The 15,672-nt window shown below is 53.0% G+C and carries 16 protein-coding genes; 9 read left to right on the top strand and 7 right to left on the bottom strand.

Annotated elements, in window-relative coordinates; translation table 11 throughout:
* Window positions 1-28 precede the first annotated feature (28 nt).
* Together JXO48_00605 and JXO48_00600 are read right to left on the bottom strand one after the other, a co-directional pair.
* Complete coding sequence (locus JXO48_00605; protein MBN2282370.1) at window positions 29-745, bottom strand: enoyl-CoA hydratase/isomerase family protein; 717 nt, start codon at window positions 743-745, stop codon at window positions 29-31.
* A 60-nt stretch (window positions 746-805) separates the two neighbouring features.
* Window positions 806-982: a formate--tetrahydrofolate ligase gene (locus JXO48_00600; protein MBN2282369.1), complete on the bottom strand. Its 177-nt coding sequence runs from the start codon at window positions 980-982 to the stop codon at window positions 806-808.
* A 180-nt stretch (window positions 983-1,162) separates the two neighbouring features.
* On the opposite strand from JXO48_00600, the gene JXO48_00595 reads away from it, so the two are divergent.
* From JXO48_00595 to JXO48_00585, 3 genes are read left to right on the top strand one after another with little or no spacing between them, the layout of a single operon-like run.
* Window positions 1,163-1,984, top strand: coding sequence for a 4Fe-4S binding protein (locus tag JXO48_00595; protein MBN2282368.1), 822 nt, complete (start codon window positions 1,163-1,165; stop codon window positions 1,982-1,984).
* 7 nt (window positions 1,985-1,991) lie between these two features.
* Window positions 1,992-2,327: a hypothetical protein gene (locus JXO48_00590; GenBank protein ID MBN2282367.1), complete on the top strand. Its 336-nt coding sequence runs from the start codon at window positions 1,992-1,994 to the stop codon at window positions 2,325-2,327.
* A gap of 34 nt (window positions 2,328-2,361) precedes the next feature.
* The gene (locus JXO48_00585) at window positions 2,362-3,210 is read left to right on the top strand and encodes a 4Fe-4S binding protein (GenBank protein MBN2282366.1); all 849 of its coding nucleotides are present in this window, start codon (window positions 2,362-2,364) and stop codon (window positions 3,208-3,210) included.
* 111 nt (window positions 3,211-3,321) lie between these two features.
* On the opposite strand, the gene JXO48_00580 is transcribed toward JXO48_00585, so the two are convergent.
* Window positions 3,322-3,840 (bottom strand): hypothetical protein, encoded by a 519-nt coding sequence (locus JXO48_00580; GenBank protein MBN2282365.1) that lies wholly within the window; start codon window positions 3,838-3,840, stop codon window positions 3,322-3,324.
* A 241-nt stretch (window positions 3,841-4,081) separates the two neighbouring features.
* On the opposite strand from JXO48_00580, the gene JXO48_00575 reads away from it, so the two are divergent.
* A complete protein-coding gene (locus tag JXO48_00575) occupies window positions 4,082-5,380 on the top strand; it encodes a citrate synthase (protein ID MBN2282364.1) in 1,299 nt (432 codons plus the stop codon).
* A gap of 363 nt (window positions 5,381-5,743) precedes the next feature.
* Window positions 5,744-6,934 (top strand): beta-lactamase family protein, encoded by a 1,191-nt coding sequence (locus JXO48_00570; protein MBN2282363.1) that lies wholly within the window; start codon window positions 5,744-5,746, stop codon window positions 6,932-6,934.
* 154 nt (window positions 6,935-7,088) lie between these two features.
* Here the strand turns inward: JXO48_00570 and JXO48_00565 are convergent, their stop codons facing one another.
* Window positions 7,089-7,700: a cytochrome b/b6 domain-containing protein gene (locus JXO48_00565; GenBank protein ID MBN2282362.1), complete on the bottom strand. Its 612-nt coding sequence runs from the start codon at window positions 7,698-7,700 to the stop codon at window positions 7,089-7,091.
* Entirely contained in the window at window positions 7,697-8,953 is a 1,257-nt protein-coding gene (locus JXO48_00560) for a tetrathionate reductase family octaheme c-type cytochrome (protein ID MBN2282361.1), read from the bottom strand. Before JXO48_00560 ends, JXO48_00565 begins: the two co-directional genes overlap by 4 nt.
* 896 nt (window positions 8,954-9,849) lie before the next feature.
* Between JXO48_00560 and JXO48_00555 the strand changes: the two genes are divergently transcribed.
* Entirely contained in the window at window positions 9,850-10,146 is a 297-nt protein-coding gene (locus JXO48_00555; protein MBN2282360.1) for a hypothetical protein, read from the top strand.
* Window positions 10,147-10,402: 256 nt separating this feature from the next.
* Here the strand turns inward: JXO48_00555 and JXO48_00550 are convergent, their stop codons facing one another.
* Complete coding sequence (locus JXO48_00550; GenBank protein MBN2282359.1) at window positions 10,403-10,849, bottom strand: hypothetical protein; 447 nt, start codon at window positions 10,847-10,849, stop codon at window positions 10,403-10,405.
* 168 nt (window positions 10,850-11,017) lie between these two features.
* On the opposite strand from JXO48_00550, the gene JXO48_00545 reads away from it, so the two are divergent.
* Complete coding sequence (locus JXO48_00545; GenBank protein MBN2282358.1) at window positions 11,018-11,464, top strand: tautomerase family protein; 447 nt, start codon at window positions 11,018-11,020, stop codon at window positions 11,462-11,464.
* 189 nt (window positions 11,465-11,653) lie between these two features.
* Here the strand turns inward: JXO48_00545 and JXO48_00540 are convergent, their stop codons facing one another.
* Window positions 11,654-13,291, bottom strand: coding sequence for a biotin carboxylase (locus JXO48_00540; GenBank protein MBN2282357.1), 1,638 nt, complete (start codon window positions 13,289-13,291; stop codon window positions 11,654-11,656).
* A 317-nt stretch (window positions 13,292-13,608) separates the two neighbouring features.
* On the opposite strand from JXO48_00540, the gene JXO48_00535 reads away from it, so the two are divergent.
* Together JXO48_00535 and JXO48_00530 are read left to right on the top strand one after the other, a co-directional pair.
* Window positions 13,609-14,664 carry an AraC family transcriptional regulator ligand-binding domain-containing protein gene (locus JXO48_00535; protein MBN2282356.1) on the top strand — a complete coding sequence of 352 codons (1,056 nt, stop codon included), beginning with the start codon at window positions 13,609-13,611 and terminating at the stop codon, window positions 14,662-14,664.
* A 121-nt stretch (window positions 14,665-14,785) separates the two neighbouring features.
* The coding region (locus tag JXO48_00530; protein MBN2282355.1) for an aminopeptidase P family protein at window positions 14,786-15,672 on the top strand (887 nt) is incomplete at its 3' end.

Below are 15,672 nucleotides of genomic sequence, written 5' to 3'. Positions count from 1 at the left end.
TAAAGAGGTATCGCTCCGGAGCACTGCCTTACAGCACCTTCATCCGCCGCAGGAAGTCATGGAAGCTTTCCCGCTCCGCCCGGTACGCATTGTCGAGGGGCAGGGAATTCCTCTTTTTAATAAGGTCCCTCATCATGTACAGGATATCCTGGTTCACGCTGCAGATGTGACGGGCGATCTCCAGGGCCCGCGGCAGCAGTTGCTCCAGCGGAAGCACCTCGTTCACCAGCCCGCAGCGGAGCGCATCCTGAGCCGACAAGGGCTGACAGGTGAAGGACATCTGCTTCGCCATTCTCTGACCGACAGCCTGTTGCAGAAGCTGGGTCATCCCCCACCCGGGGTGAATGCCGACCTTCGCGTGGGAATCGATAAACCGGGCGTTCTCGGAGGCAATGAGGAAATCCAGGTTCAGGGCCAGTTCAAACCCGCCGGTAATAGTAGCACCGTTGATGGCACCGATCATCGGCTTATTGCAACCGGCAAGAACGTCTGGAAGGTCTTTCCCGTCACCGCGCGGGTCGAGCAGGTTATCCTTGCCGATGACGTCAAGGTCGATACCCGAGCAGAAGGACCTTCCATTCCCGGTCAGTACGGCGACCTTGATGTCGTCTCTTTTAGCAACTTCATCAATGGAATTATACAGTTCCACGAGCAGAGCCTGGCAGATGGCATTATGCCGCTCGGGGCGATTCAGGGTTATCAGGGCTATCGAATCTTCTACTGAGAACAATACGGGCTTTTCCACGGCGAACCTCCTTTTTTCCGTTGTACTGAAAAAACACCACCCCCGGGGCCGTTCAGACCATTAAAACAACCCCGATATGACTCCGTTTTCATCGATGTCGATGCTTTCCGCCGCCGGTTTCGTGAGTAATCCCGGCATACGGAGAATGTCTCCGGTAATAGGTATCAGAAAACCCCCACCGGAAGCAATCTCAATTTCCCGGACGGTCACGATAAAATCCTTCGGCCGGCCGAGCAGTTTCGGATTGTCCGAAAGGAATTATCGATATGATGGAAAAAAATTGACATGGCTCATCGCTTTTTTTTATACTGCACAGGATTTTCAACGATGAACCGGCTCCCTGTGCCACGATAAGGGCGGCACGAGGAGGGAACACGCACGTCGTGTGTTCCATCATGTCTCGTTGAGGGGGATATAATGTCGAAACGGCCTGCCTGGTGGCTCACCTTTCTCGCGAAGGTATGGCCCCTGACATGGATCAGTGCCCGGATGACGCAGTGGCCTCTGATAGGCCCCATTGTGGCGATGGCCTCGCTCCCGCTGTTCACGGGAAAGAACCTCAACATTTCCTACCTCCCCATCAACCAGGAGATCACTGGGACCAGCACCCTCCTGCCCGTGAGGGTCGTGGAGGAATTTATCAGGCGCTCGCCGCATCGGGTCATCCTCAAACGGTGTACCTGCCGTGACGCGCGGCAATGCAAGAATCATCCCATAGATTTCGGCTGCACGCTCCTCGGCGAGGGTACCCGCGAAATAGACCCCCGGATCGTCAACCACGTTTCACGGGAAGAAGCCATCGCCCACCTCCATCGGACCGTTGAAAACGGCCTCGTTCCCATGATCGGCCGGGTGAAGATCGACAACTTCATCTGGGGCGTCCGCGACCGCGGGCAGCTTCTGACCGTCTGCCACTGCTGCCACTGCTGCTGCACCCTTCTCACATCAGGCAGGTACCTGCCCCCGGAAGCGGCCGCGTCAATGGTGCGTCTCAAGGGACTTGAGATCAGCGTGGACCATGAGGCATGCATCCTCTGCGGGCTCTGCGTCGGCGAGTGCCATATGGCCGCCATATCCATCGTTGACGGCCGTATCCATCACGATATGAACAAGTGCATCGGCTGCGGCCTCTGTATCACCAACTGCCCGCAAAAGGCCGTTACCGCCGATATCGAAGATGTCGATGAGGCCGTCAGGGAGCTGACGGAACGCATCGAATCCCTCATCGACGTCGATTAGAGGGAACATGGACCGGCGCGCGGGACAGGGCGGCCGGACGAGCTGGATAGGGAGAGTGAGAGAAATGCTGAAACGCAAGGAATTCTGGTATGTCCTCATGTTCGGCGCCGTGGCGCTCTGGATCATCGTCATCATTTTCGGGCGGCTCCTCTTTGAAAGCCCCGCGGGCCGGGCCCTGCTGCCCGTGGCGCTTCTCGCCCTGCACTGCATTGAAGTGCCCCACGCGCTCCGTGTCGCCGGCAAACGCGGGTTCCCATCGTCACGGGTCATGATCAACACGATCATTTTCGGCTTTACCTGGTGGGTACCGGTATCACGGGGCGTATTCAACCGCTGGGGATAGGGAACCGGAAAAATTCACGGCAGGGGGAACGGCTATGTTCGATTTTCTGAAGTACGGACCGCCGAAAAAAATGGTCCGGGTCATGATCCGGCTTTCCTGGCCGATCATGATCGTGGCGAAACGGTTAAGTTCATACCCCCCGTTCAAATGGATCATCAATCCATTCTTCGCCTACCCCTGGAACGAGGTCACGGCGATCCCGATCCAGGAAACGGTGGTGCCTCCCGACAATCTGGTCCTGCCGCGGCGGGTGGTGGAACGATTCGTTTCCAGCGTGGATGATCTCTTCATCCTGGACGAGTGCATCTGCCGGACGAAGCTGGGGTGCAAAGAGTATCCGGCGGACCTGGGCTGCATGGCCCTGGGACCGTCAATCAAACGCCTTCACCCTTCACACGGGCGGAAAGTGACGCGGGAAGAAGCCATCGAACATGTACGAAAGGCCTCGAAAGCGGGGTTGATCGCCAACGTCGCCCACGTCTGGATCGATCCCGTCGCCTTCGGCCTGACCAATTTCACCCGGCTCATGTTCATCTGCTTCTGCTGCGACTGCTGCTGCCTGTACCGGACGCACATGCAGAAACGGGGTCCCAACCTGGAACGTGCCTACCAGGGGCTGCCCGGCGTTTCCATCACCGTCGACGCCGCAAAATGCACCGGCTGCAATCTCTGTGTCGACCGCTGCTTCGTGGCCGCCATGGAACTGAAGGACGGCGTCGCTTCACCGGGAGAAAGCTGCAAGGGCTGCGGCCGCTGTGTCGAGATCTGTCCCGAGGGGGCACTCACGCTGAGCATCGAGGACGAGGATACGCTTTACCGGCAGCTCATCAGCCGTGTCAGCGAGGTGTCCGACATCTGGGGGGATACAAAAAGGGACACGTGACACCGGAAAAACGCCGCCAGGTCATCCAACCGTATCATCACGCATCCCTGAATGTTCGTTCCATCATGCAGGTACCGATGTGTATCCGGCACCCCGCATTGCCTCGCTTCCTCAGTTCAATGCCGCGGTGGGCACGGTGACGGATACCCGCGTCCCCGCATCCTTCCGTGATTCAACGGCAAGGTGACCACCGAAGAAGCGCAGATGATCATTTATCCTGGTCAGCTCATGTTCCTTTGAATACTGAAGCAGGGAATCCGTATCGGCCGCATCGAAGCCGATGCCGTCCTCTTCGACGCTGACTGTAATGCCTTTGCCGTTCTTCTCAAGGGAAATGAGAACGTTTTTGGCCCGGGAATATTCACAGATCCGGGACAGCAGGATGGAAGCACTGCCGAAAAGAATGAAATTGGTGTCCCTGTCGACCATGATGGGACCGCCGCCGTTCTTGACCTCCACGTGCATGCCGTTCTGCTCCTCGCACCGCTCGGCAAGCCAGTTCAGCCCCGCCTTGATGGTGGGGAAAAAGTAGTTATACAGGGGACCGACACCGTTCGTAATGCTGTGCATATCGGGTGTCAAAATGGTCTCGATACCGGGAATCCTTTTGAGTTTTGCATTTTTTTCCATTTCCGTGACCTCCTTGCGGGTCTCTGTGCAGCCTTACCCGTCGAATGCACTGTGGCGGAAAAAACGTTTTTTATCCATCGGGGAAACCCTGATTCATGGAAAGGAATTCCCTGAAAATCACCTCGGGGGAGCTGACCGCCGCGCCTGTATCTGTGTTTCTTTTGTATTACAAATTACTGGTAATCCGGATCCTTTTCTGATATTAACTCACGTTTATTGCGCCCGCGAAAGGAGTCGTTTTGTGGGAGATACCGCTCAACTCATCATCGACGGCAAGGCCTATGAATTACCCATCGTGACGGGTACCGAGGGCGAACGGGCCATCGATATCACCAATCTCAGGAGAGACACGGGGGTCATTACCCTTGACCCGGGTTTCGCCAATACGGGAAGCTGCGTCAGCAGCATCTCCTACATGAACGGGGAAGATGGCATTCTCCGATACCGGGGTATCCCCATCGAAGAGCTGGCCGCGCAATCGACCTTCGTCGAAACGGCCTACCTTCTCATTTTCGGGGATCTGCCCTCCGAGCGTACCCTGTCCGCCGTTTCCGAAATGCTCAACGAGCATTCCCTCGTCCACGAGGACATGCTGAACTTCTTCCGCCACTATCCACCGAGGACCCATCCCATGGGTATTCTCTCGTCCATGGTGAACGCGTTGCGGGCCTTTTACCCCGAGCTGCGGGAACTGGACCGCGAAGAACAGCTCCGGCTCACCTTCACACGGCTTCTCTCGAAAGTGCGGACCCTTGCCGCCGTATCCTACCGGATATCAAAGGGTGACCGGGTCGTGTACCCCCGGTATGATCTCAAGTACTGCGCGAATTTTCTGAACATGATGTTCGATTCGACGGTCAGGCCCTATGAGATCGATCCCGATGTCGTCAGGGCTCTTGAGGTGTTCTGGATCCTTCACGCGGACCACGAACAGAACTGTTCCACCTCGGCGGTTCGCCTGGTGGGCAGCGCGAACGTGAATCTCTACGCCGCCGTATCCGCGGGGATCAGCGCCCTCTGGGGTCCCCTGCACGGCGGAGCGAATCAGGCCGTCTACGAAATGCTCCAGAAGATACATGACAGCGGAGGTGACATCCAGCCCTTCATCGAACGCGCCAAGACCCGGGAGGATTCCTTCCGGCTGTACGGGTTCGGCCACCGGGTGTACAAGACCCATGACCCCCGGGCGCCGATCCTCGAAAAGGTGGTCGAACGGATACTCGACAAACTGAAGCGCCATGACCCGCTGCTTGATATCGCCCGGAAGCTCAAGGACGTGGTCGAGAAGGACCCTTACTTCATCGATCACCAGCTTTATGTAAATGTCGATTTCTACAGCGGAATTCTTCTGCGGGCGTTGAACATCCCCCTGAACATGTTTCCCGTCATGTTCGCCATCGGCCGCCTGCCCGGCTGGATCGCTCAATGGAAGGAAAGTCACGACGATCCGAACCGTCGCCTCTGCCGGCCGCGGCAGATCTACCAGGGTGAGACGATCCGGCATTACATCCCCAGGGAAGACCGAAACCAGAAGGATTGATAATTCCCGAAAAGGCCGGTTCAAAGCACAAAGGTGGGGTCAGGTCTTGCAATATAACATGGGTCAACGGTAGACTTGATCTTTTTATCACTCCGAAAACAATACAACCCTTGGACCCTCGAAACCTTGAAACCCAGAAACCTCAAAACTGCGAACCCTTTTCTGCAACCAAATGGGAGAAGAATCATAATAAAGCAGCATGAGACTAATTTCAATCAGGTCTCAGGTAACCGAAATCGCTGATCTTCCGCTTCTAACATTTGAAATTAACAGAACTCTGGCATAACATGTGGCGTAGTGTGCTGACTGAAGGGTGAAACAAAACATCATCAACGAAACATCCTACGAAAAGGAGGGGGTAAAATGGCGAAAGCAAAGATCGGAAAAACGGACATCGGCAACGCGAAGAAACTGGGGCTTGATCCGGATCGTTTACGGAAGTTGAAGAAGGTAATCACGGAAGATACTGCAAAAGGTCTCTATGACGGTGCCGTCTTCATCGTCGCCCGACATGGTGAAATTGCCATGTTCGAGGCTGTCGGCCATACAGACCTGGCGAAAAAGCGCAAAGCAAAAAAGGACGACATATTCTTCATCATGTCACTGACCAAGCAAATGACGACCGTCAGGGTCCTGATGGCAATCGAAGAGGGGAAATTCACACTGACAACACCTATCAAAGACGTCATTCCCGAGTTCGGCACCAAGGGTAAGCAGAACATAACCGTCCTGCACATCCTCACCCATATGAGCGGATTAAATACGGAGATCCCCTTTACCCTTCCCGTAGACAAGCTTGGAAATATTGAAGAAGTCGTCAAGGCATTCTGTCTTGAGCGGCTTCTGTATATGCCTGGGACGATCATCACTTACAATCCCGTTACTTCTCTTGCCCTGGTTGCCGCCATGGTCCAACGGCTGGATGAACGGAAACGGCCCTTCCGGACGATCATGAAAGAAGACGTCTTTGAGCCGTTGGGCATGAAAAGCACCGCCCTGGGCCTGCCTGACAAACTGAGGAAGAAGATCGTGCCGATCATTGTCCGCGACCTGACCCCGGGTATTTTCGAACCCTTCCTCATTGAGTCGATGAACTACATCGCTGCTGAAGATACCGAGTTGCCCTCAGGAGGGGTCGTTTCGACCGCTCATGATATCTTTCTCTTCACGGAAATGCTTCGCCAGGGCGGTGAGCTGAACGGAAAACGACTGCTGAGCCCGGAAACCGTCGATCTCGCAACGACAAATCACACCGGCGATCTGCCGAATCATTTGATGGACCATATGCGGGAGATGTACGGATGGCCGGAGATCCCCGCATATCTCGGCCTCACCTTTTTTCTGAGGGGGGAGGGAATGTTTCCAACTCCGTTGGGCTTGAATACCTCGCCCTGGACATATGCCGGTTTAGGTGCCGGTTCAACCATGTTCTGGGTTGATCCGGAAAAAGAGCTCACCTATATATTCCTTTCCGCCGGACTAATGGAGGAGGGAAGGAGCTTCATGCGGCATCAGCGCCTGTCCGACATGGTCGTGGCATCGGTGATCGAATGAACTATTCGACAGGAAAGCGGCGAGCGGTTACGAACTGCGCAGCGAACAAGTATGAAGATAACATCGGCACGGGGTATTATCGTGGGATCTCCCTCGTATTTTCAGTCGGGTCTCTATCAATATGGCGACGTAGCAGACCTCGGCCATCACGTTATCACTTCGTTGTATAATCCTCGAATTGTTCTATTTCCTCCCGACCGGTTATCATCGACTTTATATATGTGAAGATCGTCGGTCCCGTTGTCGCCATGCAGATATGCACGATAATGAACGAGATCATGAGAAAAGCGACGGCCGTATGGACAAGCGCTATCGTCTCCAGGCTCAGCCCGACAAACTTTTTACTCCATACGGGGAAATAATACAGCACACCGCTTATGACCTGCACCAGCAACAGGAACACGAAAAAAAGATACGATACCTGCTGGAGAGGGTTCAGTTTGCGTTCACGGGACTTCTGAAAGGGATGCGGATGCCCTTTGAACATGCCGATGAAGTAATAAAAAGCAACACCCATGATATTAGTGACATTGGGAATGTACTGTTTCCATTCACCGGTCACGAGATGCCAGAAGATCCCGAACACCGTCAGGGTAACGAGTGCCCATCCAAAATAGTCATGGTACATGCAGGCATCTTTGAACCCGACGATGTGACAGGAACCGTGTACCTCAAAACCGGTGATGACCAGTAAAAAAATAAGCAGCATCTGGGTCCAGTGCCAGAGACGTTCGAACACGGTATATAAAAGGATTTCTTTTTTCATGATCGTTCCCTCTTCATCGTAGTGAAATATACACGCAACAGGATATGCGCGATCACGCAGATAAGTGTCAGTATGACCAGGATCCAGCCGGCGGTATCGAGGACGGAAGACGCGTCCCGACCGGGAAGATAAAAACCGCCGAGCTGTGCGAGCCGGCCGTTCCTGCTGTGGCAGGCGTCGCATTGCAGAGACTCTTCCTTCGGCGCTACCATGTGGGTGACCGGCCAGTAGGATTCCGTCTCAACAAACCCGATCTCACCGCTGAAGGGCTTGCCCACCTCAGCCATGCCCGCCGTCGCTGATCTCTTCCAGTCAAAATCCGCCCAGTAGGCACCCATTCCCTTCGGACCGAACAGTTTCGGCACGATCAGGACGCTGGTGACGGGGTCATATATCTGCGTGCCGCGGAGAACCTTGAAGGGGAATATCTTAGCTCCCTCGAGACCATACGCGCCCTCGGGGCTGTTCATCGAGAGCACTTCGGCAGCATCAACGGGGTCGTCGGCACAATGATATGTCATGCCCCCCGTATACCATCGATATTCCGGAACGAACGACTGGTTCCATGCCAGGTCACCCTTCATGGTATGATAACTGACATTGCCGGCCGCATCTTTTTTCACAATAAATTTCTGGTTCTCGTCAAATTTTCCCGCCGTGCTCCAATCCCAGCCGACGAGTGTTGATTTGCCGCCCCTGCCGATCGTCGGAATATGGCAGGCCTGGCAAGAAACAGTGGCGACGTGATCGTTCAGCGTAGCCGAATCCGGATGAGGCGCTGCGCCGTGGCATGTCTCACACCCGATAAGATTTTCCTTATCATGCGGCACGGCATACCGGTGGGCATTCTGCGCCGGATAGACATAGTATCTCCCCGGGATCACGTGATCGACCGTGGTGTGACATGTCGTGCATCGATAGTCCAGCCCCTCGACATCCATATGGACATCGATCGCCTTGGAGGGAGCCACCAGCAGAGAGTTCAGTTCACCGTGTTTGATGCCGTCTCCTCCACCGCCATAGAAATGGCAGGCACCGCATGTTGCTCTGCTTGTTCTGCCCACATGCTGGGCGACAGAAGAAAGATCGGCAGGTTGAAATGTTTTGCCGCCGAACTGTTTCGTTTCATACGCCGGATGGCCGCATCCGGTGGGAAACTTTTTGTACGTCCCCGTCGTGTCATGACAGGCCAGGCAATCGATCCGATCCTGGGCGCTGAAGTCGAATGCCTTGTCCTTCCAACCATAACCTATGTGGCAGCTGGTACACCTGCACCAGTTGGATTGAGGCGTTACTCAGAGATTATTCAAATACCGGGCTTTCCCAAGGCATGTATCGCCTGGTTCATCCGGCACCCACGTCCAGTGAAATGTGTGACGAAGCTGGGAGGCCGCCTCGGTATGGCACGAAAGGCATGCCTGAGTAACTTCCGGCCCGGACGCGAAGACCTTTTGTAACTCCTTGAATTTAGAGTGGTCTGCGGTTGACAAGTTCGTCCGGTCGGGAACAGCCGGTGATGCCTGCGCAATGCTTGCATTAGCGATGATACATGCCGAAACCCAGAGAAACAGCAGCAAACTTACAAGCGAGCAGCACATTCTGATGCTGGTTCTTCCCACCATGATAATCCCTCCTTTTGATCGTGTCCGCCGCATGACGTGAGTGTCACGAATGTGTACCGATAGTATCAGATCTTCCGATTCGGATAACGGTCATGCTCAGCAACTGATATATGTCGATACCTGCATCAAACGCTCATGCTCATATCGAACAGGGAACCGCATGTTCTTTCGTCACGTCCATTGCAGGTTTTTAAAGGGGAAAAGAGAGGGTCACGCACACTGCCGGAACATATCAAACAGCAGTCTCCGGTTGTGTCTGATGATAGAAAGCATAAAAAAAACATATATTATTACGTAACATCATCAAATCCCATTGTCAATGAAAGGGTCGAATTTATTTGATGTATTCAATATACGGACACGGAGGGTGGGGTCAGGTCTTGCAATATAACATGACATGAGTCAACGGTAGACTTGACCCCTTCATTGAGAACATTTCACATCATAATCAAAAACGGCAGAGAGCTTCATGTTCTGGTATAATTAATGCCCATAATGTTGAACAACAGGAGGCAGGAGGTAACGGCATGCTGCGAAAATTAGTCATTGCCATATTGCTTTTCGCTTTAATGATTCCCCTGGTATCTCAGAAGGTCGCCTGTGCCGGGGGAGCTGGTGGTGAACCTTTAATGAGTGATGCGGTAGGCTGGGGTATCGTCGGAGCATTGGTAATTGTTGGTATTTATTACGTTTACACGACGAAACCGGAAGCTTCTTCAGAAAAAGAAACTCCTGAAGATCAGTCAGAAAGCTTTACCCCCGTGAAGACTGATTCGTTAACTATTGTTACTTCTCAGGGGCAATTGATTATTGCAAAATGGTAGATTGTCCCGGCTTACACTTATCTTGACAGACAATGTCAAGTGGGGTCCTGTTTTGATTACCGATTACATATACAAAGGCGCATACAGAACCCCTGAGGCGTTTCAATAAATTACAGGGTGAAGTCAAGAATCCACTTCTTCCTGTAATTATTCGCCAAGCATTTTTTCTATAACGCACGCTTTCATTAGGCAATCAATAAAAAAGGCAGGGCTTATATTGACCCTGCCTTTCCACTCGAAGATCCTTTGTTAAAGATCAATCTCTTTGCCACCAGCATCCCCGGGGTGATCTGCTGCTAATTTTCTGCTCCAGAGCGTACATTTCCTTTTCCAGTTTTCCCATATCTTCAGGTTTTGTATCAGAGTTCCTCAATGCCTCTTGGTAATCGAACCTTTTTGCTTGAAGTTCTTTCCTGAGACTCGACGTTTCATCCAGAAATTTGAGGTATTCTTCACGGTCGCCGTAACGCCAACCCGGTCCCATCATATCGTAATCACGTGACCATCCTTGTGACATCATGCCGGGACCCATATTGCCCCATCCGCGTCCGTAATCGTCATCTGAGTCAAAACCTGAACCGTAATAGGCACAGTGATCATATCGATCTACATCTCTCCATCCGCGCCGATCTGCCTGCACAACAACAGCAACAGAGACGATAAGCAGCGTGATGAGTGTGATTATTAACATTTTCTTTTGCATATCTTTTCTCCTTTCACGTATGTCCTTCCGGAATTTCTCCGGTATCGGCATCCGTTAAGGATAATTTAAACACGATGCCCAGGATATCAATTTTCTAATCTGTAATCCCAAACATGCTATACTGCTACATGATGCATTTCACTAAGTTTTCAAACGAAAGGAGAAAGAATGCCAACTTATAATGTATACGTAAGAGCTAATACTTTGAGTGATGAGAAAAAAAAGAAGGCAGCACAAGCAATAACCAAGTCACACTCTCATTCTACAGGAGCACCTGAGTTCTATGTACAGGTTATTTTTAACGAAGTCCTCGATAGCAATCGTTTTGTAAGCGGACATCTATGTAACAGACATATGTGGATACGCGGAGATGTCAGAATTGGCAGGAATGCAGAACAGCGTAAGCGGTGGATGCTGGAAATGATTAAGGATGTGAGCGAGTCCATTGACTGGGATATAAATGCAATCTGGATTGATTTATGCGGTATTGAGCCAGACAGCATATTGAAATATGGACAGGTTTTCCCACCCGCTGGGCAGGAGCAGGAGTGGTTGGAAAATCTTCCTGATGGAGCAAAAGAAATTATAAGAGCCCTTATTGATGGCAAGGGATAGCGATATAAAATGTCATTTTCATTGGCAGTCGTTGTGTCATGAACCTTGGAACCAGAGGAACCCTCCAGGTACCATAATAATGCGTGATGGGGGATATGATGACCTCAGTAATACGGCAATTCGAAGGACTTGCAGGAACAAGGAGCTTCCTGTATCAAATAGTCTCTTTCAATTTTACAAAAAGTCCTGCTACCAGGTGTCAATAAAACGGGACGGGATCTCTCCCTTCATTCTTCCACCAGGCACTGAGATCAGTCCTTTTATTATCCATTGCCGCGTATCGGCCGGATCGATGACCGAATCGATCTCAAAGAAAGAGGCCACGTTCATAGCTTTGCCTATGTCATATCCCGTCTTGACCAATTGATCGAACAGCTTTTTTCTTTCCTCGGGATCCGCGATCGCTTCGAGCTCTCTCTTGAAGCCTGCCTTGACGGCTCCCTCAATTCCCATCCCCCCGAACTCACCTGACGGCCAGGACGCGGTAAAAACGCTTTCGTGAAAACTGCCTTTGGCCATCGCCATCGCCCCAAGGCCATATCCTCTTCGCAGGACGACCGTAAAATACGGCACATGTGCCTGCGCGCCGGCCACGAACATCCGGCACACACGGCGTACCTGCGCTCGTGTTTCTATCTCCGGCCCGACCATGAACCCCGGTGTATCGCAGAGGGACAGGACCGGAAGCCCGTGTGCATTGCACAGCCGGACCAGGCGCGCCGCCTTCTCCGCACCTTCAGCTTCTATCGCTCCCGCGGCATGCCTGCAGTCGTTCGCGATCAACCCGAAAGGCCTTCCTTCGATCCGTATCAACCCTGTTACCATGCTCTGACCATACAAGGGGCGCAGCTCGAGGAAGGAGTCCATATCTGCCAGGGTCTTGATGACCTTCCGCACATCATAGACACGCCTCCTGTTTTCCGGGATCATATCCCGAAGCGCATACTGATCTGCCGCCTGCCATTCGGAAAGGGAACCCTGAAAATATGACAGATATTTTCTGGCCGCCGCAACGGTCTCCTCTTCGCATTCAACAACGATGTCGACCACGCCGTTACCGGCCTGAATATCCATCGGCCCGACCTCTTCCGGCTTGAAGACGCCGAGGCCGCCGCCTTCGATCATGACCGGACCGCCCATACCGATGTTTGAATCTCCGGTTGCAATGATCACGTCACAGCATCCGGCCAGGACCGCATTCCCCGCAAAGCACGGTCCGGACACTATGCCGACCACGGGGACACGCCCGCTCAGCCGGGCAAACTCATAGAACGTCGAATAATCCAGCCCGGAAACAACAACACTCATCGCGTCAACGTCACCCGGTCTTCCGCCGCCGCCCGTCGCGAAGAGGATGACGGGGATCCCCAATTCGTGCGCCAGCTTCAGCATACGATCCTTCTTTTTATGATTGAAAAACCCCTGGGTGCCGGCCAGAACCGAGTAATCGTACGCCATCACCATGCAGCGGGCCTTATCATGACCGAACATATCGCCGTTAACGGAACCAATCCCGGTGATCAGGCCGTCTGCCGGGGTCTTTTTGATCAGATCATCAGTGGATCTTCTCAAGCGCTGGGCGGCGATCGCCAGGGCTCCATATTCGATGAAACTATCGGGATCGCAAAGGTCCAGCACATTCGCGCGAGCCGTTCTCCGGTTTTTTTCCCGCAGGCGCTTTACCGCTTCGGGACGGCGTTCGTCCGATCCGAAAGCATGCCGCTCGATGACGTCGGCAAGATCGGAGCGTATCCCATCCGATTTTCTTTCTTTGTCCGCCGTCCGCACCACCTTTTCCGTCTTTCTGCCGTTACCGGTTGGCTTCATCTTTCACCGTCCTTTCAAGTTTCTGAGTCAACACCGCACGCAGTGAAACCCTGCCGACACATTTTATATCAAAGGCGGGGGCAGGCCCCGCAATATACCATGACATGGGTCAAAGGCAGACCTGACCCCTTTATTCTGGACGCGGAAACATTTCTAATGAAAAGAGTTCACAGAATGAATAGAACTTTCCGAATTGTGCTGTCAATGATTTTAACAATTGATTTCCTGCCATGCTCATCCATGCAAGCCCTCAACGGGAAATAAAATGGCGGATTTCCAACTTGACATATAGTACAATCCAGCGTCAGGAGATGCTCATGAAAGACGATTCCCATGCGGGCCATGTGAAAACGTCGGCGGTCGTGCTGCCTGGAATTATCAGCACGGCGGTGAAGCTGGGTGTTGACATTCAGGACATACTGCGCAAACTCGGGATATCGATCGATCTGGAACATATCACGCGGACGACCATAGGTCTGGATCAGGTCCATGCCATCGTTATGGAGGTGGAGAAGGCCACCGGACATCCAGCGATCGGTCTCTTGAACGGCGAAAATTTCGATTTCGAATATATGCCGCATCTCAAGACCTTCCTGATGTCCTCCTCAACCATTCGGGAGGCCTCTGAGAATACCCAATCACTTCGAAAGCTCATCTCGCCGCTGCTTATCCTGAAACTGCAGGAGACCGGTGATGACGTCAGCATCATGTTACAGCCGGACAGGATGCTTTCCGAGGAGGATGAGCGGCACTATACGGAAATGGTCTTTTCATCCATAAAGACCCTTGTGAACCGCCTCATGAAAAAAACCGTCCCGCCCAAGGCCGTTTATTTCCGTCATGGACGTTCCGAGATCATTCCCCTGTACGTCGACTTCTTCGGCTGCGCTGTTGTCCTGAATGCGCCGGAAAACATCATACGCTACGAACGCGTCATCATGGACCTTCCCCTGCCGGGCGGTTTTCCGGATATCCGCCGGCAGGCCGGAAATATCCTGGACCAGCAGATAGCCGATTCTCCGCTGCATGACGGACCGGCGGAAGAGATAAGACAGCTCCTGGTCAAGAGGAACGACCTGTTGAACGCACCGTTGCGGGAATTGGCCCGGTCTCAGAATATCAGTGCCAGAACCCTGCAACGCCGTCTGGCCGAAAACGGTTACGGATGGTCCGCATTACGGGATCAGATCAGATTTCAACTGGCCGTTCAGGCGTTGAGATCCGGGCAGCTCAGCATTGAGGAGATCAGCGAGAAACTGGGCTTTTCGGACAGGCACAGTTTTACCCGGGCCTTCAAACGCTGGTCCGGCCAATCACCCAGCGTATACCGCAGAAAATATTCTCCGAGATCACCCGATCCGGCGGCCCCGTGAACTGCTTTCACCGTGCTTCACGTGGCGCAAATGGTTCCCTTTTTGGCACCCACTGCTATTGCTGTTTCCGTCTTCATTGGTATGATAGCAAGTTACAGACCTTTAGAAAGGAGGAACCGCCATGGCACTTGGAAAATACGCCGTGGATTATGAAGAACGGGTCAACTATGACCGCTTGAGGAAGGAGCGGCTCCAGAAAGCCACGGCAGAGTTGAATGCGTCCGGAGCCGGAGCGATCATCACCTGGGATGAGGCCAATATCCGTTACTTGACATCTTACTATGTGACCACCCCCATGCGTCCGGCTGAGATACAATGCGCTTTCCTGCCGCGCAATGGCGAGCCGATCCTGTTCGGCGGCGGGACCCCTTCAGAGACAGAACGACGCATGCCGTGGATGAAAGGGCGGGTGAGGCCTTCATTCCCTCCGGTAAAGATCGTGGCAGACAATGAGGACCACATCACTGTCCTGATCGTCGTCGATACTATTGGAAAGCTGCTGGCAGAGTACGGCCTTGAAAAAGAGCCTCTGGCCATTGAAGGAACTGTTTGCAGCATGCTGTTCAGCCGGGCATTCGAAAAAGCAGGAATCAAGACGGTACACGGCAAACCGATCATGGACAAAGCCCGTATGATCAAAACCCGGGATGAGATCGAGCTGATGCGGATCACCTGCGGAAACACTGAATCGGCCTTTGCTGCCATTGTGGATGCCATTCGCCCCGGTATTCGGGAATGTGATCTGGTCGGTATCGGCATCAAAGCCCTTTATGAGGAGGGAGCCGATCATACCGAGGATCTTGTTTGCATGTCCGGATACAACACCAATCCGTATGGCTGGTCCTTTACTGACAAACCCCTGCGTCCCGGGGATCTTGTGTATATCGATGTGGATGGGAATTCTTACCAGGGATACAAATCATGCGTTTACCGGACATTCTGCTGCGGCAAGGCGACCCAGGAACAGAAGGATCTCTATCAGGAGTGCTACGAAATGCTTTACGGAGG

The organism is Deltaproteobacteria bacterium (genome assembly GCA_016933965.1).
Lineage (GTDB): Bacteria > Desulfobacterota > Syntrophia > Syntrophales > UBA2210 > JAFGTS01.
This window is presented reverse-complemented; position numbering and strand designations above follow the sequence as displayed.